Here is a 22,547-nt window from a genome sequence, read left to right on the forward strand (position 1 = left end):
TCCTGACCAGCGGCGTCACCCGCGGGGTGGACCAGGGCCTGGATGAAACGTTTGGGGCGAGCGATTTCCACCCGTGCGTTCGCGCAACCGCGCGTCTCAGGTGTGATGTCATGGTGAGCGTGAAGGACGACCTCGACGACGCGGCACTCCGGCGCCTCGCGGCGGCTGTGGACGACGCGATCCCGGGGGCCCTCCGCACGCAGTGGGAGGCACATGTCTCCTGCTCGCCCGTGCTCGTCGGACGCCAGGGGATCTTCACCGCGTCGGGTCAGCCCGTCGCCTACGAGCTCTCCTACCGCGGGGACGGTGCCCTGTCCGGCGCGCGCGCCGGCTCGTGGAGCGCGCAGCAGCACGAGCGCGCGACCGCCCACGTGCTGTCCGCGACGTTCGGCCGTGCCGACCTCGAGAGCGTCGCGAACGGTCGCCTGCTGTTCGTGCGCTGCACGCGTGCGTACCTCGTCGGTGACCTCGCCGTCCCGCGCCGGCCGGACCGCCTCGTGCTCGTCGTCCCGGACACCGTGCCGATCGACGCGGACGTCCTCGCCGGCGTGCGGCGCCTGCGCGCCGAGGGCTACCGGTTCGCGCTCCCGGCGTTCGTGAGCAGCGCGGCGCAGCGCCGGCTCCTACCGCACGCGGACTACGTGAAGGTCGACGTCCGCGACCTCGACGTCGAGGGACGCCCCGTCGTCGCGCTCGCCCGCTCCTACGGTGCGAGCCTCGTCGCCGAGTACGTCGAGACGCCGGAGGCGATGGCGCACGCCCGTGACCTGGGGTTCACGCTGTTCCAGGGCAACCTTCTCGAGCGCGCGGGCGTCCTCGACCGCGCGAGCGCGCAGATCGTCGACTGACGCGGTAGACGGACGCCAGCGACGTGTCTCACGAAACGGCGTCATGGATCGCGCGTCAGCGCCTCTCATCCAGCGTGAGTCCCCACACGCACGCACCGCGGCCGTCCACGCCGCCGCAGGTCGCGCGCCAGCCGATCTGGTCGCCCGGCGGTGAGCTGCACGGTTACGAGCTGCTCTACCGCATGCCGGACGGCACCCCGGCGGGCGTGGACCACTGGGACGAAGGCCGACAGGAGGACGCCACCGAAGCCGTCCTCGGCCGGATCCCCACCATGGACCTGCGCGACACGCTCGCGTTCGTGAACGTCACGCGCGGCTACCTCGTCGACACCCGGACGCTGCCGCCGCACCGCGATCGGCTCGTCCTGGAGGTCGTCGAGACGGTCCCCGCCGACGACGCGGCGCTCGCCGGGCTGACGCGGCTGCGCGCCGCCGGCTACCGGCTCGCGATCGACGACTTCACCGCGACCGCCGCGCAGCTCGCGATGCTGCCGTGGGCGGACTACGTCAAGATCGACTGCCGCGACCTGGTCCAGCACGGCAGCGCGCTCGTCGAGCTCGCACGCAGCACGGGAGCGCAGGTCGTCGCCGAACGCGTCAGCGACACCGCGCTCGTCGACCACTGCGTCGCGTGGGGGTTCGACCTCCTGCAGGGCGACGTGCTCGGCCCGGCGGCGACGCTCGCGCTCTGACCTCTCGCTCGCCGTCCCGCCGCCGCGAGGACGTCAGGACCCGGCGGCGGCCGCGACGCGGAGCACGGCCCGCTCGACCGCGAACCGCGGGTCCCGGCTCTCGCCCTTGACCTCCGCGTCCGCCTGCGCGACCGCGCTGATCGCCTCCGCGAGGGCCTCCGGCGTCCACGAGCGCAGCTCACGCAGCGCACGGTCGACCTGCCACGGCGCGAGCCCCAGGTCCCGCAGCGCACCCTGACCGCGGCTGCGCACGGCACCCACCTTCGCGATGGTGCGGAGCTTGGCGGCCAGCGCGGCGACCACGGGCACGGGGTCGAGACCCGTCGCGAGCGCGTGCCGCAGCAGCGCGACGGCCTGGCCCGCGTCGCCCGCGACGGCGGCGTCGGCGACCCGGAACCCGGTCGCCTCGATGCGGCCCCCGTAGTACCTCTCGACGACGTCGACGCCGATCATCCCGGTGGTGTCGGCGACGAGCTGCGAGCACGACGCGGCCAGCTCGCGCAGGTCGCTGCCCACGGCGTCGACGAGCGCACGCACCGCGGCGCCGTCCGCGCGCCGACCGGCCCGCCGCAGCTCGGCGGTCACGAACGACGTCTTGTCGGCGTCCGACGTCACGGCGTCGCACGCGATCTCCGGCACCTTCGCCGCGCGGAGCGCGTCGAGCGTCTTCTTGCCCCGCACTCCTCCGCTGTGCCGCAGGACCAGCACGACGCCGGGAGCCGGGGCGGCCAGGTACGCCTGGACGTCGGCGAACACGTCGTCCGGGCCGGTCTCGAGCGCCTCGACCACGACGACCTTGTCCTCGGCGAACAGCGACGGGCTGGTGGTCACGCCGAGCATCCCGGCGGTGTACTGGGCGGCGTCGATGCGCGTGACCTCGACGTCCGGGTCGGCCTCGCGTGCCAGGGCGACGATCCGGTCGGTCGCCCGGTCGACGAGCAGGCCCTCCGAGCCGCGCACCAGCACGACGGGCGCCGGTGCGGCCTCCTCCCACGTCAGCCCGGGGGGTGCCGACGAGCGGCGCTGGCCGCCGGAGCGACCACCGGAGGAGCGGCTGGATCGGGTGGGCGCGGGCACGGGTCCAGCCTGCCAGACGTCACCGACACCTCACGCCGCCGCGTCACACCGGGGGCTCACGCCGCCGCCTCACGCCGACACCCCACCCCGACGGCTCTCCCCGGTCCCGGCCGGTCCCGCCGGCGCGTCGCGTCTCGGCCCGAGCAGGAGCCGCGCGAGCGTCGCACCGACCACGGCTAGCAGCACCACGCCGGCGGGTCCCGGCAGCCACGCGAGGCGCGCACCGGGCAGGTGCGCGGCGTGGCGGGCGACCGCGCCGATCCACCAGCACGCCGCGCCGGCCACCGCCGCGACCGCCTCGGCCGCGCCCGGCCACCACGGAGCCAGCACGGCGGCGAGCAGGCCCAGCAGCGTGGCCGGCGCGACCGCGGGTGCCGCCACGACGTTGGCCAGGACGCCCCACGGCGTGAGCACGCCGCTCACGACGAGCACGAGCGGGCCGCACACGAGCTGCGCCGCGACCGGCACCGCGATCCCGGACGCCGGACCGTGCCCGAGCCGAGCCGCCCAGCGCCGCGTGAGCGCGGTCCCGAGCAGGACGATCCCGGCGGTCGCCGCGACCGACAGCGCGAAGCCGAGCTCGCCCGCGAGCCACGGGTCCGCCACGAGCAGCACGACGACGGCCGCCCCGAGCGCGGCGGGCGAGCGCGCCGGCCGTCCTGCGGCGAGACCGAGCACGCCGACCGCGCCCATCGCGGCGGCCCGCACGACACTCGGCTCAGGGTGCACCAGCACGAGCATCCCGGCCGCGACGGCGACGGTCGCACCGGCCTGCACGCGCGGCGGCGCGCCGACCGCCGCGGTACCGGCGAGCACGAGCGACGCGACGAGCGCGAAGTGCGCACCCGAGACCGCCACGAGGTGCGTCAGCCCGGACGCGCGCATGGCGTCGGCCAGGTCGTCGGGCACGCGCGAGGTGTCCCCGACCGTCACACCGGGCAGCAGGGCGGCGGCGTCGCCCGGGATCCCGTCCGCGAGCGCTCGCACGTGCGCGCGGGCGCGGCCGGCGGCGGCGTCCCACGCGCGCGGGGGCTCGAGCGTCACCGGGTCGGCGCCCGCGACGAGCACCGCGACCTCGCGGGCGCCGGGATCGGCCGCGCGCAGCCTGCCCGTGACCTGCACCCGCGCACCGTAGGCGGGCCCGCCGCCCCCGAGCGCGCCGCACAGCACGACGACCCGCCCGACGGCGGCCGACGTCCGACGACCCGCCTCCACGCGCGTCACGTCGAGCACCCACCGCGTGCGCGGCGGCGCACCGGGCCACGTCGCGCGCACGGGCACCGGGTCGGCGCCCACGCGGCCGACGAGCGTGGCGACCGCCGCCCGCGCCGAGAGCTCGGGCAGCAGACCCCGTTCCCGGGCCGCGACCTGCGTGGCCCCCGCGGCACCGACGGCCGCGGCTGCGACCAGCGCGAGCACGACCGACGCCTGCCAGGAGGGCTGCACGAACCCGTCCCACCGGCGCCGGACCGGCCCGAGCGCACAACCGGACGCGAGCAGCACGGCGCCGACCGCCACGACGAGCGCCCGGCCGGGCGGCGCCCGCACGACGAGCAGCGCCGCGACCCAGGACGCGAGCGCGGCCGGCACGAGGCGCAGGTCGAGCGTCACACGCGCACCCGGTCCCGCAGCCGCTCGAGCAGCGCCGTGCCGATCCCGGGCACGTCCACGAGCTCGTCGACGCTCGAGAACGGGCGGTCCGCGCGGTGCTCCACGATGCGCTCGGCGAGCACCGGTCCGATGCCGGGCAGCGTCTCGAGCGCAGCGGCGTCGGCGGCGTTGAGGTCCACGAGGTCGTCGCCCGCTCCCGCCCCGGTCGCGGCCCCGGAGCCCGGGGAAGGGCCGACCGGGAGCGGGTCGCCCGGCCGTGGGACGAGCACCTGCTCCGCGTCGACGAGCACGCGCGCGAGGTTGAGCCGTGCGAGGTCCGCGTCGGCCGTCGCTCCCCCGGCGGCGTCGATCGCGTCGACGACGCGTGCCCCCACCGGCAGCCGCACGACGCCCGGGTGGGTGACCGCGCCGGCGACGTCCACGACGACCTCCTGCGGCGCCTGGGACGCCGAGCCGTCCGCCTCGACACCCGCCGAGCCCGCCGCACCGGACGGCGTCGCCGGCGCGGCGGTGAGCGGCGCGGGCACCGGCAGGTCGACCGGCTCCCCCGGCTGCGTCACGACGGTGCGCAGCGCGACCGCCCCGGCGACGAGCACGATCGCCACCGAGCCCGCGAGCGCGGTCCGCACGCTCGGACGCCACCGCACGCGGGTCGGGGCCCGCTCGGGTCCCGGGAGCACCCCGTGCGCGTCGGCGTAGCGCTGCGCCGCGATCGCGAGCGCGTCCCCGAAAGGAGGCCCCGCTCGTGACGGGTCCGGCCCCGAGCCGTCCACCCGCGAGCCGTCCGACCACGAGCCGTCCGACCACGAGCAGTCCGGCCACGAGAGAACCGACCGCGAGGGACCTGGCGCCGGGAGGCTCGACCGCGCCTGGTCGGCGACCGCGTCGTCGTGCACCAGGGAGCGCAGCCGCGCGCGCACCTCGCGGCCGCGGGACCGGGTCGGGTCGAGCGGGATCACCGCACGGACGCTAGGGAGCCCACCCGCGGCGACGAGGCCGACGGTGGCCCGCCTGTGGATGCGGGAGGCATCCGCCGGGGCTGGGGTCGGGTGGTCCGTCAGGCGTCGACGACGACGACCGCGAGCAGCCCCGGGCCGACGTGCGCCGCGATCACCGCGCTCGTCTCGCACGCGACCGCCTCGACCACGTGCGGCCACCGCCGCGCCTGCGTGACGAGCTCCGCGGCGACGTCGGGCTGCCCGAGGTGGTGCACGGCGACCCGCACGGGGCCGCGCGTCTCGGCGTGGGCACGCGCGACGGCCTCGAGCCGCTCACGCGCGGCGCGCCGGGTGCGCACCTTCTCGGCGACGACGACGCGCCCGTCGTCGAGCGTGAGCAGCGGCCGCAGACCCAGCACGGTGCCGAGCGCCGCCGCCGGGGCGGACAGGCGGCCACCACGCCGCAGGTGGTCGAGCGAGTCGACCAGGAACCACGCGCGGGCGTCCGCGCTGCGCTCCCGCGCGACCCGTGCGACGTCCGCACCGTCGGGCAGGGCGGCGGCGTCCGGCCGCGCGACCCACTGCGCGACCCGGTCGGCGAGGCGCGTGGGCGCCGCGTCGGGCGCCGGCGGCCCGTCGAGCAGCCCGCCCGAGACCTCGTCGAGACCCCGCGCGTGCCGGGCCGCGGCGAGCACCGCGAAGCCGAGCGCCATCACGGTGACCGCGGAGTCCACCACGTGCACCGGCACGGGGGCGTCGGCCGCGGCGACCTGTGCCGCGCCCACCGTCCCGGACAGCTCGCCCGACAGGTGCACCGAGACGACCTCGCGCGCCCCGGCCTCGGCGGCCGCGCGGTACGCCGCGGCGAACGCGGCGGGCGGCGGCTGGGAGGTGCTGACGCGCTCGCCGCGCTGCAGCGCGGTGAGCAGGTCCGCCGGGCTGAGGTCGTGGCCCTCGACGTGCCGCTGCGTCCCGACGAGCACGTCGAGCGGTACGACACGCACGCCCCACCGCTCCGCGAGCCCGTCGGGCAGCGACGCGGTGGAGTCCGTGACGACGGCGACCGGCCCGGCGGCCGGCCGCCCGCGACGCCCGATCAGGCCGGCACCACGTTGACGAGCTTGGGGGCGCGCACGATCACGGTGCGCACGTCACGGCCGGCGAGCGCCCGCTGCACGCCCGCGTCCTGCAGCGCGAGCGCGCGCAGGTCGTCGTCGGACGCCTGCGGCGACACCTCGGCGCGCCCGCGGACCTTGCCCTGCACCTGGAACACGCACGTGACGGTGTCCTCGACCAGGTACGCGGGGTCGGCCACAGGGTACGGCGCCAGCGCGAGCGAGCGCTCGTGACCCAGGCGGGCCCACAGCTCCTCGGCGATGTGCGGCGCGATCGGCGCGGTCATCAGCACGAGCGGCTCGACGGCCGCGCGCGGCGCCGCGTCCAGCGTCGTGAGGTGGTTGTTCAGGACGATGAGCTTGGCGATCGCGGTGTTGATCCGCATGTGCGCCATGTCCTCGGTGACGTCCGCGATCGTGCGGTGCAGCACGCGCAGCGTCTCGTCGGACGGCGCGTCGTCGGTCACGACGAGCGAGCCGTCCGTCTCGGAGACGACGTTGCGCCACAGCCGCTGCAGGAACCGCTGCGAGCCGACGACCGCGCGGGTCTCCCACGGGCGCGACAGGTCGAGCGGACCCATCGACATCTCGTACACGCGCAGCGTGTCCGCGCCGTACTCGGCGTACATCTCGTCGGGCGTCACCATGTTCTTCAGCGACTTGCCCATCTTCCCGTACTCACGGTTGACGGGCTCGCCGTTCCAGGTGAAGCCGGTGGGCGACGACGCGTCCTCGACGACCTCCGCGGCGGGGACGTGCACGCCGCGCTCGTCGGTGTAGGCGTACGCCTGGATGTAGCCCTGGTTGAAGAGCTTGTGGAACGGCTCGGCGCCGCTGACGTGGCCCAGGTCGAACAGCACCTTGTGCCAGAACCGCGCGTACAGCAGGTGCAGCACGGCGTGCTCGACGCCGCCGACGTACAGGTCGACGCCGCCGACGGAGTCCGCCGCGTCGCCGCTGTGTCCCGGCGCCAGCCAGAACTTCTCCAGCACCGGGTCGACGAGCACGTCGTCGGACGCCGGGTCGAGGTAGCGCAGGTAGTACCAGCACGACCCTGCCCAGTTCGGCATCGTGTTCGTGTCGCGGCGGTACGTGCGCGGGCCGTCGCCCAGGTCGAGCGTGACGTTCACCCAGTCCTCGTTGCGGCCCAGGGGCGGCTCGGGCGAGGAGTCCGCGTCGTCCGGGTCGAACGTGCGCGGCGAGTAGTCCGGCACGTCGGGCAGCGCGACGGGCAGCGCGTCGGACGGCAGCGCGATCGGCAGGTCGTTCTCGTCGTAGACGATCGGGAACGGCTCGCCCCAGTAGCGCTGGCGGGAGAACAGCCAGTCGCGCAGGCGGTACGTCACGGTGCCCGCGCCCACGCCCTTGGCCTCGAGCCACGCGGTGATCCGCTCCTTGGCGGTCGCGACGTCCAGGCCGTCGAGCGAGATCTCGTCGTTCGCGGAGTTGATGACGGCGCCGTCGCCCGTGCGCGCGGCGTCGGTCTCCTCGCCGTCGATCGTGTAGACGATCGGCAGGTCGAACGCCTGCGCGAACGCGTGGTCGCGCGAGTCGCCGCCGGGGACGGCCATGATCGCGCCCGTCCCGTAGCCCATGAGCACGTAGTCGGCGGTGAACACGGGCAGCAGCTCGCCGTTGACCGGGTTCGCGGCCAGGTGCCCGGTGAACACGCCGGTCTTGCGACCCGCGTCCGCCTGCCGCTCCACGGCCGTCTTCGCGGCGGCCTCGGCGCGGTACGCCGCGACGGCCGCGGCCGGCGTCGGGTGCCCGCCCGTCCACGCGTCCCTGGTCCCGTCCGGCCACGCCGCCGGGACCTCGTCCAGCAGCGGGTGCTCGGGCGCGACGACCATGAACGTCGCACCGAACAGCGTGTCGGGCCTCGTCGTGAAGACCGTGACCTCCTGGCCGCCCTCGACCGCGAACGTCACGTGCGCGCCCGACGAGCGACCGATCCAGTTGCGCTGCATCGACTTGACCTTGTCGGGCCAGTCGATGTGCTCCAGGTCGTCGGTCAGGCGGTCCGCGTACGCCGTGATCCGCATGTTCCACTGGCGCAGGCTGCGCTGGAACACCGGGAAGTTGCCGCGCTCCGAGCGGCCCTCGGACGTGACCTCCTCGTTCGCCAGCACGGTGCCCAGGCCGGGGCACCAGTTCACGGGCGTCTCCGAGACGTACGCCAGGCGGCGGGAGTCCAGCACGCGACGGCGCTCGACGACGTCGAGGTCCGCCCACGCGACGCCCTCGCGCACGCCATCGACGACCGGGACAGGGCGCGTGCCGTCCGCGAGCTCGGCCTCCAGCTCCTCGATCGGGCGGGCCTTGCCGCGGCCGCCGTCGGGCCGCACCGCGTCCTCGTCGTACCAGGCGCCGAAGATCTGCAGGAAGATCCACTGCGTCCAGCGCACGTACTCCGGGTCGATCGTCGCGAACGACCGGCGCGGGTCGTGCGCCAGGCCCAGGCGGCGCAGCTGGCGCTGCATGATCGCGATGTTCGCCTCGGTCGTGACGCGCGGGTGCTGGCCCGTCTGCACGGCGTACTGCTCGGCCGGCAGGCCGAACGCGTCGAAGCCGAGCGCGTGCAGCACGTTGTCGCCCTGCATGCGGCGGAACCGCGCGACGACGTCCGTCGCGATGTAGCCCAGCGGGTGGCCGATGTGCAGGCCCGCCCCCGACGGGTACGGGAACATGTCCATGACGAAGAACGTGCGCTTGGACGGGTCGGCGTGGCGACCGTCGCCGTCCGTCAGGTGACCCGTGGGGTTCGCGGCGAAGAACGTGCCGCGCTCCTGCCACTCGTCCTGCCAGCGGAGCTCGATCTGCTGCGCGAGGTCCGCCGTGTAGCGGAACGGCACGTCGTCGCGGGACTCGACGCTCGGATCGGGGCTCTGTGCAGGGGTCGTGGTCACCCCGCGAGTTTACCGAGCCCGCGCGGGACCCCTCACCGCTCTAGGATCGGCGCCATGTCGGACAGCGAGGTCCCTGCCGCCGGCACCGCCGGCACCCCCAGCACCCCCACCGGCGAGGTCGAGCTCGCCGCGCTGCGCGCCGCCGCGGCGGCCGCAGCCGCCGAGGCGGCCGAGGCGAAGGCCGCAGCAGCAGCGGCCGCGCTCGCCGCGGCCGAGGCCGCCGCGCGCTCGTCGGCACCCGCGGCGTCGGCCGCTCCCCCGCAGCCGGCCGAGGCGGCACCCGCCGAGGCGCCCGGCACCGCGGCACCGAGCGCGGCACCCGCTGCGGCACAGCCCGCCGACCCGTCGCCCGACGCTGCGCAGCTGTCCGAGCACGCCGAGAAGGTCCGCGCCGGCTACACGTTCTCCGGTGCCGTGCTCCCGCTCGGCGCGTTCCTCGAGGACGGGTCGCCCGTCCCCGCCGTCCAGGTGGGCCTCCCGCTCGGCATGCTCAACCGGCACGGCCTCGTCGCGGGGGCCACCGGCACCGGCAAGACCAAGACCCTGCAGGTCATGACGGAGGGGCTCTCCGCGGCGGGCGTCCCGGTGTTCGTCGCGGACGTCAAGGGCGACCTGTCGGGCCTCATGCGGCCCGGCGCGTCGTCGGACAAGCTGCTCGAGCGCACGCGCAGCATCGGCCAGGAGTGGGTGCCCACCGCGTCGCCCGTGGAGCTGCTCACGCTCGGCGGCATGGGCACCGGCGTGCCGGTGCGCACCACGGTCACCGACTTCGGGCCGCTGCTGCTGGCCAAGGTGCTCGGCCTGAACGCGACGCAGGAGTCCAGCCTCGGGCTGATCATGCACTGGGCGGACGCGCAGGGACTCGCGCTGCTGGACCTCAAGGACCTGCAGTCGACGATCGCGTACCTCGTGTCCGACGAGGGCAAGGCCGAGCTCAAGGGCATCGGCGGGCTGTCCGCCGCGACCGCGGGCGTGATCCTGCGTGAGATCGTCGCGCTGCAGGCGCAGGGCGCCGACGCGTTCTTCGGCGAGCCCGCGTTCGAGGTGACCGAGCTGCTGCGCACCGCGCCCGACGGCCGCGGCGTCGTCACCGCGCTCGAGCTGCCGGGCGTGCAGGACCGGCCCGCGCTGTTCTCCACGTTCCTCATGTGGCTGCTCGCCGAGCTGTTCCAGGTGCTGCCCGAGGTCGGCGACCCGGAGAAGCCGCGCCTGGTGTTCTTCTTCGACGAGGCGCACCTGCTGTTCCACGACGCGTCCGACGACTTCCTCACGCAGGTCACGCAGACCGTGCGGCTCATCCGGTCCAAGGGCGTGGGCGTGTTCTTCGTGACCCAGAGCCCCAAGGACGTGCCCGCGGACGTGCTCGCACAGCTCGGCAGCCGCGTGCAGCACGCGCTGCGCGCGTACACCCCGGAGGACGCCAAGGCGCTGCGCGCGGCCGCGCGCACGTTCCCGACGTCGCCGTACGACCTCGAGCAGGTGCTCACGTCGCTCGGCACGGGCGAGGCGGTCGTGACGGTGCTGGGCGAGAAGGGCGTCCCGACGCCCGTCGCGTGGACCCGGCTGCGCGCGCCGCAGTCGTCCATGGACCCGGCGCCGGCCGACGAGCAGACCGCCGCGGTCACCGCGAGCCCGCTGGCGGCGCGGTACGCGCAGGCCGTGGACCGCGAGTCGGCCTACGAGCTGCTCACGGCACGCGCCGAGCAGACGGCGGCCGAGCGGCTCGCGGCGCAGAAGGCGGCCGAGGAGGCGGAGCACGCGAAGGAGCAGGCAAAGGAGGCCGAGCGCGTCGCGAAGCAGCGCGAGAAGGAGGCCGCCGCGGCACGCAAGAAGACGACGCAGCGCACGAGCGGCGCGTTCGACTCGCTGCTGCGCTCGGTCGGCACGCAGCTCGGCCGGGAGATCACGCGCACGGTGTTCGGCACGCGCCGCCGCTGACCTCGGCCGCGGGCGCCCCGCCCGTCCGCGCGGTCAGCGCGTCGCGGCCGGTGCGATCCAGATCGCGTGCGCCGCGACCTGACCGAGGTCCAGCTCGCGGCCGGCGACCGTCACACCCACGGTGCCCACGGCGTCGCGTCGCGCGCCCACGGTCAGCGCGGTGTCGAGCCCGATGCCGACCTCGTCGAGGTAGCGCAGCAGGTCCGGGTCGGCGTCGCTGATCCGCGCGACCGTCCACTCGCCCGGGCCCGCGTCCCACATCGGCGTCGCGTCGGGCGCGACGATCGCGCCGTCCGGTCCCGGGATGGGGTCGCCGTGCGGGTCACGCACCGGGTGCCCGAGCCGTTCGGCGACCCGCTCGACGAACACGTCGCTGACCGCGTGCTCCAGCACCTCGGCCTCGTCGTGCACCTCGTCCCAGCCGTACCCGAGCACCTCGACGAGGAACGTCTCGACGAGGCGGTGGCGGCGCACCATCGCGAGCGCGTGCCGTCGGCCCTCGTCCGTCAGCCCGACCGCGCCGTACGGCTCGTGCGTGAGCAGGCCCTGGTCCGCGAGGCGGCGCACGGTCTCCGAGACGGTCGACGCACCGACGCCGAGCCGCGTGGCGAGCAGCTTGGTGGTCACGGGGCGCTCGGCCCACTCCGTGGCCGACCAGACGACCTTGAGGTAGTCCTGCGCGACGGGCGACAGCACGGGGGTCGGCTCGGGTACGGGGTCGCTCACGAGGACCAGGCTAGGCCAGGTGCCCGGCCGGTCAGGAGCCGTCCACGCTCCAGTGCCACGGCTCGCCCGGCAGGTTCGCCAGCCCGTACCGTCCGGCGTTCTCGACGAGCCAGTCCCACGCGGGTGTGCCGGTGCGGACGAGCCGCCCGTGGTCGGTGAGGTCGAGCGCGAGACCCCGCTCGTGCCGCGACTTCCCCGGTGTCGCGGTGGGCGGACGGCACACGACGCCCGACGAGGTCGCGTGGCAGTTGCGGGCCCGCGCGGCCTGCTGCTGCTCGCGGCTGCGCCATCCCGACGCCCCGAGGTCGATGCCCGCCGCGCGCGCCTGCGTGAGCAGCTCGTCGACCGCGTCCGCGAGGCACGCGTGCACGCGCACGCCGTGGCTCGTCAGGACGGTCGCGTCCAGGCCCACGGGGCCGTCGACGAGCGAGCAGTCGGCGGGCGGCGCGACGGGCGCGACGAGCACCTCGGCGGGGACGTCGACGCGCCACAGCTCCTGGCCGTTCCCGGCGGTGAGCAGCGCGCCGGCGGCGTCGAGCCGCAGCGCGGCGCCGGTCGCGCCACCCTCGGGCGCCTCCGTCCCCCACACGGCCTGCCCGTCGCCGTCGACCAGGACGAGCCGCCCGTCGCCGCGCACGTGCAGCGAGCCACCCGGACCGGGCGTGGCGGGTGCGGTCCACACCGTCGTGTCGTCGTAGCGCAGCGTGAGCGCGTCCGCAGCGAGGTCGAGGTGCAGGTGGCCGTCGGGGCCGTCGAGCCGTTGCCCCTCGGCGAGCACGGCGTCGACCGCGAGGCTCGTCGGGCCGAGCCCGGTCCCGCTGCTCCACACGACGCTCCCGTCGGGCGCCGCGAGCACCAGGTCGCCGTCGTCGCGCAGGACGAGCGTCGCACCGGGCACCGCCGCGCGGTGCGTGGTCCAGACCGCGTCGCCCTGCGCGTCGCGCACCGCGAGCACGCCGTCCGCGTCGAGCGTCAGCGCGGTCCCCTCGCCCTCGGTCGCGCTCGACCACCGCGGTCGCGAGTCCGGGCCGAGCAGCACGACGTTGCCGGTGCGCCGCACGACGAGCACGTGCCGCCCGTCCGGAGAGGTCAGCGGCTGGCCCGGGACCACCATGCCGCCCGGTGCCAGCGTCGACGAGCGCTGCGCGGTGCCCGTCGCCCACACGGTCGCGCCGGTCTCGTCGAGCAGCACGAGGTCGCCGTCGTCCCGCAGCTCGAGCCGTGCCCCGACGACCGGCCCCTCCCCGAGGTCGGGAGTCCACAGCGTGCGCCCGCCGCGACCGACGAGCGCGAGCCGGCCCTCGTCGTCCAGCCCGAGCGCCGCGCCGCGTGAGCGGCCGGCCACGGTCCACACCACGTCGCCGGCCGGGCCGTACAGCGACACCTGCCCGGACGCGCCGACGACGAGCACGGCGGTGCCCCCGGGCGACACCAGCGACTGCCGCGGGCGCAAGGACTCCCCCGCGGCCAGGTGGTCGGTGTCCGCGCCGGCGTTGCCCGGCGCCACGGGTCCGAGCATCGCGAGGATCGTCAGGCCGAGCGCGAGCAGGATCGTCAGCACCACCCGCACCAGCGAGTGCCGCAGGGACGCGTGCGACGGCGCGGCGGTCACCCTCGACCGTCGCGGCTCCATCCCCCCGGGCCGCTTCGCCACCGGTCCACGGTAAGCCCGTGCGCGCGAGGTGGCACGGGTGAACCGTCAGGAGGGGACGGGACCGTTGATCGGCACCGGGCCGCCCCGCTCCGGCCGCACGATCGTCGGCCACGGCACGCGCTCGAGCACGTCGACGGTCGCCGACGGCGACACCCGCACCACCTGGTGGTCGACGAACAGCCGCGTCGCGGGGTCCCACCGCAGCACCGTGAGCTCCGCCGTGCCGTTGAGCGGCCCGACCGTCGCCTGGCCCAGCGTGGCCCCCGCCGTGCTCGAGCTGATGAACCGCACGCCCAGGCCGACCTGCTGCGGGTCGGTGCGCCGGTGCAGGTGCCCGGACACCTGGGCGGGCACGCAGCCGGTCGACAGCACGCGCTCCCCGACCGCCGGGGTGTGGATGAGCAGCAGGTCGACGCCGTCGTCGTCGCACGCCGTGGCCGCGAGGCGGTCGCCCGCGTCCTGCGCGCTCTCGCCGAGGGACGCCGTCGCGGCACCCGCGCGCGTCTCGTTCGGGTCGGCGTCGCCGAGGACCCGGATCCCCTTCACCTCGACGACCTTGCCGGACAGCAGGGTCGCTCCGGCCTTGGCGTAGCTGCGCGCCGAGTCGGCCGAGTCGTGGTTGCCGCCGACCGCGACGAGATCGACGCCGTCCGGGACCGCGGACGCGAACGTCGACGTGCAGTACTGCTCGACGGCCGTGCCGTTCATCGTGGTGTCGCCCGCGTCCAGCACGACCGACGCGCCGGAGCGCTCGACGAGCGTCGTGATGAGCGGCGCCATCCCGACGTTGCAGTGCAGGTCGGAGACGACGACGAGCGTGACGAGGTCCTCCTCGGGCGTCGTCGGGGTCGGCGACGGGGTGCCGGACGGCGTCGCGCCCGCACCCCCGTCCGCGCCCGCGTCCGTGCCCGCGTCCCCGCCTTCCTCCGTGCCGTCGACACCCTCGCGGCCGCCGTCGGGAACGCCGGTGGCGCCCGTCGTCGGGACGGGACCCGTCGGGCTCGTCGGGTCCGCCGTCGGGTCGGGCGGCACGACGAGCTCGGGCGGCACCGCGGCCGCGCTCTCGCGCGCGAGCAGCTCCTGCGCGAGCCGCTCGGCCTCCGCCGCGCGCGCGGCCTCGAGCGCCTGGGCCTCCTGCCGCTCGTCCCACGCGACCGCGAGCGCCTCGTCGGCGCGCGCGTAGAACTCCTCGTTCGTGCGATACGCGGCGAGGACCTTCGCACCGTAGGTGTCGATCACACCGCCGAGCCGGCCGGTCACGCGCGCCCCCTCGAGCGCGGTGCCGTCGAACACGTGCGACACGGGCCGCGAATCGTCGGCCTGGTCACCGGGTCCGAGGCTCGAGGTGGACAGGCTCGCGACGACGACCGCGAGCGCCGTGCCCACGGCGATCTGCGTGCGGTGCGCGCTCCACCTCGCGCCCAGCTCGGCGCGTCTCGGCCCGCCGAGCGCGACCCGACCGAACCACCACGCGCCCACGATCACGACGAGCGCACCGAACGCGCGGCGCAGCGCGTCCGCGACGATCGCGCGCGTCACGTCGTCGACGGTCGCGCGGGGCGCGGAGAAGAACTGCACGTACCGCTGCAGGTCCCCGGACAGCGCCTGGAGCGTCGTCGCGTCGTCGACCTCGGTGAGCGACGCGGGGATCTCCTGCACCGTGACGCGCGCGCCGAGCGTCAGCGGGAGCGGCGAGTCGACCTCGAGCGTGCCGAGCGGGCCGAGGTCCACCACGACGAGGTCGTCCGTCGTGACGGCGTACTGCGCGAGGTGCGGGCCGAACCCCGCCTCCGCGCGGGCCGTCGTCAGGCCGTAGACGAGCGAGACGAGCACCGCGACGAGCGCGAGCGCGACGCGCACGAGCCACCGCGCGCGCCGGTCGTCGCGCGTCGCGTCGGTCTGCTCGTTCATCCCGACGAAGCCTAGACGCGCGTGCTGAGGGTTCTCGCGCGCGGTCCCCCGACCGCGGCGCGGCCGCTGGCGGGCGGGTCAGGCCACGCCACGGCGCCCGCCGGCCGTCAGGGCGGCGTCACTGGTACGTGACGAGGTCCGGGACCGGGTCGACCTGGTACGTCTCCTTCGGGGTCAGCATGGGCGAGTCCTCGTCGTGGAAGTTCTTCCACCCCCAGTGCACCGGCGGCGCGCCCCGGCGCAGCGTGCGCCACGTGTCCCGCTTGGCGGGCTGCGTGCCCTGCCCGTCGACGTGGATCACCGTCGCGAGCTCGTCGTGGCTCGTGTCGAGCCGCGCGCGGTCCGAGATCATCCGCAGCGAGAACTGGTGGAGCACGAACATCTTCTGCGGCAGGTGGTTCGACGCGGTGAGCTCCGCGAGCCAGTCGGCGACCTCGTTGACCTCGTCGATGCCGACCGACCCGATCTGCTCCAGGTGCACCTGGTCGGGCTCCAGCCGCCACTCGGGGTCGAGCGCGAGGCCCACGTACGGCAGCTCGAGGAGCTCGCGGTAGCGCTTCGCCTGCGTGAGGAAGTCGGTGCGGCCGGGCTGCAGGTCGAGGACGACCGCGACGCCCGCCTCCCCCGCCGCCTCGACGAGCGGACGCAGCTCGGCGACCGACCGCTCGCGCGAGTAGTCGCCATCGTCGCCCGCTCCGGAGGACGCGATGGTCGCGATGACCTCGACCGCGGGGACCACCGTCGCGTCCGTGAGCGGGCGGTAGTGCCGCGCGACCTTCTGGGCGCGGGCGATCGTCTCGGGCACGTCCTGCTCGCCGAGCACCCCGAGCGCACCCGACCCGGGCGACCCGTACAGCGCGACGTACCGCTTGGTCGGCACGCCCTCGACCTGCGGGAACACGAGCTGGCCGCCGCCTGGCGCGAGCGTCCCGGTCGCGGCGGTCGCGACGCGCGTCGCGAGGCGGTCCGCGGGACCGAACGCGGACCCGAGCGCGACGACGTGCGTCGTCTCGGCCTTCGCGAGCTCCCGCACGGTGCGCGTCGCGGCGCGGGGGTCTCCACCGGGGACGGACACCAGCGGGACGCGCGCTGCCCGGAGCGTCGCGACGGCGGCCGTCGTGTCGCCGCCCGCACCCGTGAGCCCGACGAGCCCCTCGACCCGCTGCGGCCGTCGGGTCGCGGGCAGGCGGGACGGCTCGGGCGCCGGGGTGCGCGCGGCGCTCGGCGACGCGGTCGGCGTCGCGCTCGTCGTCGGGCTCGGCGGCGCGCTCGGGCCGGCCGTCGAGGACCGCGTCGACGAGGCCGTGGGCGTCGAGGCCGTGGGCGTCGAGGTCGGCGCGCGGGTCGCGGCGGCGGTCGCCCTCGGCGTCGCCTTCGGCGAGGACCCCGGGACGACGAGCGCCGGGAACGGCTCCGAGCCGAGCCGCGCGACCGCGGAGACCGGCGACCTCGCGGCGACACGCTCGGCGAACGGCTCACCGGTCACCGCCGCGAGCTCGTCGGGACCCGCACCGGCGGTCACGGGGACCAGCGTGAGGGCCTCGGGCAGGCTGCGCGTGCTCGCCGACCCGACCACGAGCACCGTCCGGGCCCCGAGCCGGACGACCTCGGCCTGCACGGGACGGTCGGCACCCGTGCCCGTCACGAGCAGGAGCGGGCCGCCCACGGCGACGGCCGCGGACGCGCCCGTGAGCTGCGCCGCGGGATCGTCGTGGGATGCGACGACGACGACGGGCGCGGACTCGAACACCGCGGACGACGCCTGGACGGCCGCGGCGACGGGGTCGGTCGCGGGCAGCACGGTCGCCGCCTCACGGGGCGCACGCACGCGCGAGGACAGCGTGCCCGGCTCGGACGTCCGGCCCGGCCGCGGCGCCGCGCTCGTCGTCCCGGCGGACGCCGAGACGAGCGGCGTCGGCCCCGGCGATCCCTGCGGCGACCAGGCGCGCGGCCAGCCCTGCGTCCCTGCCACGACGGCGAGCGCCGCGACCAGCACGGCCAGCGCCGTCACCGTGACGACCACGCGACGTCGACGCACGCCAACCTCCTTCGGCCCGTGGCAAGGCCCGTCACTCTAGTGCTGCCGGCCGTGCGCGCAGCGGGCATGATCGGACGATGGGCACCACCGCGCAGGACGCGCACGACCGTCCCGGCGTGTACTCGCAGGACGGCACCGAGTACCGGCGGGACACGCGCTACATCACGACCCGCATCACCGCGGACGGCCGCGACGGCTACCCCGTCGAAGCCGGCCGGTACCGCCTCGTCGTCGCGCGTGCCTGCCCGTGGGCGAACCGCGCGATCATCGTGCGACGCCTGCTCGGGCTCGAGCCCGTGCTGTCGATGGGCGTGTGCGGGCCGACGCACGACGAGCGCTCGTGGACGTTCGACCTCGACCCGGGCGGTGTCGACCCCGTGCTCGGCATCCCGCGCGTCCGCGACGCCTACCTCGCGCGGTTCCCGGACTACCCGCGCGGCATCACGGTCCCCGCGATCGTCGACGTCCCCACCGGGCAGGTCGTCACCAACGACTTCGCGCAGATCACGCTCGACCTGTCGACGCAGTGGACCGCGTACCACCGCGAGGGCGCGCCCGACCTGTACCCGGACCATCTGCGCGACGAGATCGACGAGGTCGCGGACCTCGTGTACCGCGACGTCAACAACGGCGTGTACCGGTGCGGGTTCGCGGGCGAGCAGGCCTCGTACGAGAAGGCCTTCGCGCGCCTGTTCGACCGCCTCGACCGGCTGAGCGAGCGGCTCGCGACGCAGCGCTACCTCGTGGGCGACACGATCACCGAGGCCGACGTGCGGCTGTTCACCACGCTCGTGCGGTTCGACGCGGTCTACCACGGGCACTTCAAGTGCAACCGGAGCACGCTGGCCGCGATGCCGGTGCTGTGGGCGTACGCGCGCGACCTGTTCCAGACGCCCGGGTTCGGCGACACGGTCGACTTCGTGCACATCAAGCGGCACTACTACGAGGTGCACCGCGACCTGAACCCGCGCGGCATCGTCCCGCTCGGTCCGGACCTGTCGGGCTGGTGGGCACCGCACGCGCGCGAGCAGCTCGGCGGGCGCCCGTTCGGCGACGGCACACCGCCCGGGCCGGTCGCCCCGGGTGAGCACGTCCCCGCGGAGCACTCCGCCCCACGCCCGGCGTGACCGCCGAGGCCTACACGCGCAGGAACGCGATCGCACCCGAGGCGGGCGTCACGAAGAACTGCCGGGAGATGAGCAGCCGCACGCCGGCGTTCCGACGCGTCCAGGTGACGCACGGGACGTCGAGCAGCTCGATCCTCGGTGCCTCCAGGGCGGGAAGCACGACGGCCTCGATCACCCGACCACGGGCCACGCCGAGCGGCAGACCTTTCGGGTTCACGACCTCGGCGCGACGCGTCGACGCGAGGTGGTCCGCGGCCCTGCCGCGACCGACGACCCGTCCCCCGACCGGCCAGCGGTGCTGCGGGTCGACGGACCTGGGGTCGTCGTCGCGTCGGTCCGTCACCCGCGCGAGCACGCGCTCGACGACGGTCGACACGTAGAGGTCGGCCACGGTCACGACGGCCGCGGAGAACGTCGGCCGCACAGGGACCTGGAGGTCGTCCACGCTCAGGTCGACCTCGGCGGCCACCCGCACGGCCCCTTCCGTGCTCGCCACCGCTGACTCGACCGTCGCCCCTCCGCGTCCGTCCTGCAGCGACCAGGCGACCGAGGTGGGGCGCCACGGCACCGCGTCGGACGCCGTCTCGACCGCGACGAGCGGCGCGACGAGCGCCTCGGCGCGGGCGAGCCGTGCCGTGACGAACGCCGTCCACACCGGCAGGTGCTCGGCCACGCGGGTCCCGATCACGTCGTCCACGGCTCACGCCTCCTCGTCGTCGTCCACCTGCGCGCACACCCACGCGAACCGTGGGTGGTCCCGCACGCTCGCCAGATCGGGGTCCGCTCGCAGCCAGTCCAGGGCCATCTGGGTGGAGCCGGGTCGCTCGAGCACCGTCTCGAGCCACTCGAGCGCCCGGTCGCGGTTGACGAGCTCGTCGTAGCTGAGCGGCCTGCCGCCGTTCCTCGCCCGCGCGGACTGCTCCGCGAGCTCCAGCGCGTACGAGCACGCGACGTTGTAGGACAGCTGCCAGAAGCTGCCCCGCCGCCGGGCGACGGTGATCGCGGCGTCGCGCTCGCGCTCGAGGTCGCTGCTCCCGGCGCGCGCCATGTGGGTGAGCGCACCGGACCGGGCGACCCACCGCGCCCGGGACCAGGCCCCGCGCTCGCCGAGCTTCTCCCACCCCGGCGGCCAGAACACGTCCCGCTCGCTCCGGCGGAGCCCGGACCAGGGGATGCGCCACCACCGCGTGCTGGTGCGCAGGTGGTCGAAGAGCGCGCCGGCGACCGCGCCCGACGCCGTGCTCGCCTCCGTCGCCTCCGCGGCCGTCAGCGTCACGAGGTGGTCGTCCACCTGCGGCCCGAGCCCCATCCCCCGGCACGCGCGGCGCAGCTGCGCCACGGTCCGGGCGCGCTCGTCCGCCGACCCGGCGCACCAGCCGCCCCCGGCGCGCGTCGCGCTCGCGAGCATCGTGAGCGACACGGCCAGGCGGTATCGGGCCGCGGGGAACCGCGGGTGCGCGGCGACCGCCCGCGCGTACAGCCCGAGCGCCTCGAGGTGCCGTCCGTGCAGGTCGCACCAGTCCGCCCACTGGTGCAGGAGCACCCCGCTGTCGGGCGCCGCGGCGACCGCACGCGCGAGCTCCTCCCAGGTCGAGTCGGCCGCGTCCACGTCGTTCGCGCTGTCGTACGCCGCGAGCGACCGCGCGCTCTCCGGCGTCCACCGGGCCCACCGCGGGACCCGGCTGCTGCGCGCGAGCACGGCCGCGGCCGCCCAGTACCCGGCGGTCCGGCACGCGCCGACCGCGGTCGTCCCGACGACCGACGCGACCGTGTCCGACCGGCTCCCGGCACGGTCGGAGATCCGCACCAGGACCCGGAACCGGCCCGTGGTGGACCCGCCCGCGGGCGGGGCGACCTCCGCGGTGACGTCGTAGCCGACCGGCGCCTGCAGGACGTGGGACACGGCCGTCGCGACGCGCGTGATCCAGGACGTCGGCCCCGTGGGCGCGAGCTCCGCCAGGTCGGTCAGCGACTGCAGCGCCGTGGCTCCCGGCACCGCCGCGGGCTCCGAGATGTTGCGCAGCAGCGCCGCCCGGAACACCGCCTTCTGGTCGTCGGCCGTGTCCGGGCCGCCGTCCTTCGGCGTGTACGGCGTGAGCGTCGGCCGGACCGGGCCGGGCAGCTGCCGGGCGCTGCGCTTCTCGACCCAGCGCCAGAACAGCAGCGCGGCGAGCCCGAGCAGCACCCACGTCGCCGGCTCGGGGACGAGCCGCACGTCGGACGGGTCCGACGAGCCACCCACGAGCACGTCCCGCGCTCCGGCGCTGAACGCGGTGCCGACGGTGACCTCCTGCGGCGCCCAGCGCGGCGTCGCGGCGAGCGCCGCGGTCAGCGCGTCCGTCGCCTCCGCGACAGCCGTGTCGTCCTCCGGCCGGCCGAACAGTTCCGCCCGGAGCTCGGCGAGCCGCAGCCGCACGACGGCCACGGCGACGGCGGCCCCGTCCACCTCCCCCGCCGCGCCCGCCTGGTTCCCGGTGGCGGCGTCCGCGCGCGTGAGCGCGGCCTCGACCTGCGCGTTCGCCGTCGACGCGTCGGACCGGCTCCCGAACGCGCCGACCGCGCCCTCGATCGCCTCCTGGAGCTCGACGACCACGGGAGCGGCCGACGCGGGCACGGCCCGCGCGAACCTCGCGCTCGCCGACGCGACCCGCTCGTCGTCGTCCGCCTCGATCGCGTCCGCGACCTCGTCCGCCCGGTCCGCGAGCGCACCCACGCCGACGTCCGACCCGCGGGCTTCCTGCGCGAGCGTCCGGAGCGCCGAGACCCTCTTCGCGAGCGCGGCGGCGCGTGACTCCTCGGTCTCGCGGACCGTCGACTCGAGGCTGTCGGCAGCCGACCGCAGAGCGCCGAGCTCGGACCGCGCCTCGTCGAGCGACTGGGCGGCGCGCACGTCACGGCCGACGTCGACGAGCATGAGGGCCAGGATCGCGACGCCGAGCGCGGCGACCAGACGCAGCGACGCCCGGCGCCAGTTCGTGGACGCGAGCGTGACCGCACCGACCAGCGCGACGAGGGTCAGCAGGACCGCGGCGGGGGGCGTGACGTCCGTCCACCACCACAGCACCGGTCCGACGACGAGGGCGAGGACGACGCCGACGAGCGACAGCAGCCCGTGGACCTGCTCGCCGTCCGGACCGCGCCCGTCGTCGGGCTCACGGTTCGCGTCATGCCCCATCGCCCGGCCCCCTCCGCCCGCGACGCGCTCTCTCGAACGATAGGGGTGGGCGCGGCGCGTGTCTTCACCCGCCCGCGGGGCCGACGTGGGCGCCGAGGCCCCCGGTGGAGCGGGCGGTCAGTCCTGGCCGGCGCGACGCGTGCGGCCGAGGCCGGGAAGGAACCGGGGCCCCGTCGCGGCGAGCTCGCGCTCGTACCGAGCGGCCCACGGTCCGTACGGCGTGCGGGCGAGCGCGTCGTTCCCGAACCGCGGGTCGTCGGTCACCTCGGTGACGCAGAACTCGGGCACGACGAGGTCCGTGACCGGCCCGCCGCGCTCGACCTCGGCCACGACGAGCGGCGCGTTCGCGCCCGCGAACACGTCGACCACCCAGCCGTCGTCACCCAGCCACACCGAGTGCCGTGTCTTGGCGACGCGCTGCCCGCCGCGCCGCACGAGCTCCATCCCGACCGCGACGTCGAGCTCGCGCTCGGCCTCGTAGCGCGTGCCGGAGTTCATGGGGCCCTTGACCGTGACGGCGCAGAAGTCGAACCGGTCGGCGTGCTCGTCGAGCACCTCCAGCGGCGAGCGGGCCGGGTCGACCGCGGGTGCGCCGCCCGAGGTCTGCACGCGCACCCGCAGCGCGAAGCCCTCGTCGGCCAGGAAGTACGACTGCACGATGATCGTCGGGGACTCGTCGAGCAGGTCCACGGGCAGGTCCCGGACCCAGAACCGCCGCTCGAACTCGAAGTCGCCGTAGCCGGTGTCGCTCACGGCACCACGCTAGGGTCACGAACGACGCGCGTGGGGGG

At 76.0% G+C, this 22,547-nt stretch carries 16 protein-coding genes; 4 read left to right on the top strand and 12 right to left on the bottom strand.

Annotated elements, in window-relative coordinates; translation table 11 throughout:
- Window positions 1-110: 110 nt before the first annotated feature.
- Complete coding sequence (locus F1D97_RS14050; protein ID WP_236121138.1) at window positions 111-848, top strand: EAL and HDOD domain-containing protein; 738 nt, start codon at window positions 111-113, stop codon at window positions 846-848.
- A gap of 74 nt (window positions 849-922) precedes the next feature.
- Window positions 923-1,540, top strand: coding sequence for an EAL domain-containing protein (locus tag F1D97_RS14055; protein WP_236121139.1), 618 nt, complete (start codon window positions 923-925; stop codon window positions 1,538-1,540).
- Between the two features lie 33 nt (window positions 1,541-1,573).
- Here the strand turns inward: F1D97_RS14055 and holA are convergent, their stop codons facing one another.
- The 5 genes from holA to leuS all read right to left on the bottom strand — a co-directional run bounded on the left by holA (window position 1,574) and on the right by leuS (window position 9,187).
- On the bottom strand, window positions 1,574-2,617 hold the full coding sequence (gene holA / locus F1D97_RS14060; protein WP_396022523.1) for a DNA polymerase III subunit delta: 1,044 nt from the start codon (window positions 2,615-2,617) through the stop codon (window positions 1,574-1,576).
- A gap of 69 nt (window positions 2,618-2,686) precedes the next feature.
- Window positions 2,687-4,228: a ComEC/Rec2 family competence protein gene (locus F1D97_RS14065; protein ID WP_236121140.1), complete on the bottom strand. Its 1,542-nt coding sequence runs from the start codon at window positions 4,226-4,228 to the stop codon at window positions 2,687-2,689.
- Complete coding sequence (locus tag F1D97_RS14070; RefSeq protein ID WP_236121141.1) at window positions 4,225-5,187, bottom strand: ComEA family DNA-binding protein; 963 nt, start codon at window positions 5,185-5,187, stop codon at window positions 4,225-4,227. The genes F1D97_RS14065 and F1D97_RS14070 overlap by 4 nt, the downstream gene beginning before the upstream one ends.
- 98 nt (window positions 5,188-5,285) lie before the next feature.
- Window positions 5,286-6,170 carry a DegV family protein gene (locus F1D97_RS14075; RefSeq protein WP_236121142.1) on the bottom strand — a complete coding sequence of 295 codons (885 nt, stop codon included), beginning with the start codon at window positions 6,168-6,170 and terminating at the stop codon, window positions 5,286-5,288.
- Between the two features lie 92 nt (window positions 6,171-6,262).
- Window positions 6,263-9,187, bottom strand: coding sequence for a leucine--tRNA ligase (gene leuS, locus F1D97_RS14080; protein ID WP_236121143.1), 2,925 nt, complete (start codon window positions 9,185-9,187; stop codon window positions 6,263-6,265).
- Window positions 9,188-9,241: 54 nt separating this feature from the next.
- Between leuS and F1D97_RS14085 the strand changes: the two genes are divergently transcribed.
- Window positions 9,242-11,125, top strand: coding sequence for a helicase HerA-like domain-containing protein (locus F1D97_RS14085; RefSeq protein ID WP_236121144.1), 1,884 nt, complete (start codon window positions 9,242-9,244; stop codon window positions 11,123-11,125).
- 33 nt (window positions 11,126-11,158) lie between these two features.
- Here F1D97_RS14085 and F1D97_RS14090 read toward each other — a convergent pair whose 3' ends face one another.
- The 4 genes from F1D97_RS14090 to F1D97_RS14105 all read right to left on the bottom strand — a co-directional run bounded on the left by F1D97_RS14090 (window position 11,159) and on the right by F1D97_RS14105 (window position 17,454).
- Entirely contained in the window at window positions 11,159-11,851 is a 693-nt protein-coding gene (locus tag F1D97_RS14090; protein ID WP_236121145.1) for a metal-dependent transcriptional regulator, read from the bottom strand.
- Window positions 11,852-11,882: 31 nt separating this feature from the next.
- A complete protein-coding gene (locus F1D97_RS14095; protein WP_236121146.1) occupies window positions 11,883-13,463 on the bottom strand; it encodes a D-alanyl-D-alanine carboxypeptidase family protein in 1,581 nt (526 codons plus the stop codon).
- Window positions 13,464-13,550: 87 nt separating this feature from the next.
- Window positions 13,551-15,416 carry a metallophosphoesterase family protein gene (locus F1D97_RS14100; protein ID WP_236121147.1) on the bottom strand — a complete coding sequence of 622 codons (1,866 nt, stop codon included), beginning with the start codon at window positions 15,414-15,416 and terminating at the stop codon, window positions 13,551-13,553.
- Window positions 15,417-15,534: 118 nt separating this feature from the next.
- Window positions 15,535-17,454, bottom strand: a complete 1,920-nt coding sequence (locus F1D97_RS14105) for a hypothetical protein (protein ID WP_236121148.1) — start codon at window positions 17,452-17,454, stop codon at window positions 15,535-15,537.
- Window positions 17,455-17,531: 77 nt separating this feature from the next.
- Between F1D97_RS14105 and F1D97_RS14110 the strand changes: the two genes are divergently transcribed.
- Window positions 17,532-18,581: a glutathione S-transferase family protein gene (locus F1D97_RS14110; protein ID WP_236121149.1), complete on the top strand. Its 1,050-nt coding sequence runs from the start codon at window positions 17,532-17,534 to the stop codon at window positions 18,579-18,581.
- A 10-nt stretch (window positions 18,582-18,591) separates the two neighbouring features.
- Here the strand turns inward: F1D97_RS14110 and F1D97_RS14115 are convergent, their stop codons facing one another.
- The 3 genes from F1D97_RS14115 to F1D97_RS14125 form a co-directional block, all read right to left on the bottom strand.
- Window positions 18,592-19,278 (bottom strand): hypothetical protein, encoded by a 687-nt coding sequence (locus tag F1D97_RS14115; RefSeq protein WP_236121150.1) that lies wholly within the window; start codon window positions 19,276-19,278, stop codon window positions 18,592-18,594.
- 3 nt (window positions 19,279-19,281) lie between these two features.
- Window positions 19,282-21,756, bottom strand: a complete 2,475-nt coding sequence (locus F1D97_RS14120; RefSeq protein WP_236121151.1) for a hypothetical protein — start codon at window positions 21,754-21,756, stop codon at window positions 19,282-19,284.
- Between the two features lie 117 nt (window positions 21,757-21,873).
- Window positions 21,874-22,509, bottom strand: a complete 636-nt coding sequence (locus tag F1D97_RS14125; RefSeq protein WP_236121152.1) for a CYTH domain-containing protein — start codon at window positions 22,507-22,509, stop codon at window positions 21,874-21,876.
- Between the last annotated feature and the right edge of the window lie 38 nt (window positions 22,510-22,547).

This window comes from Cellulomonas palmilytica (genome assembly GCF_021590045.1).
GTDB classification, from domain to species: Bacteria; Actinomycetota; Actinomycetes; order Actinomycetales; family Cellulomonadaceae; genus Cellulomonas; species Cellulomonas palmilytica.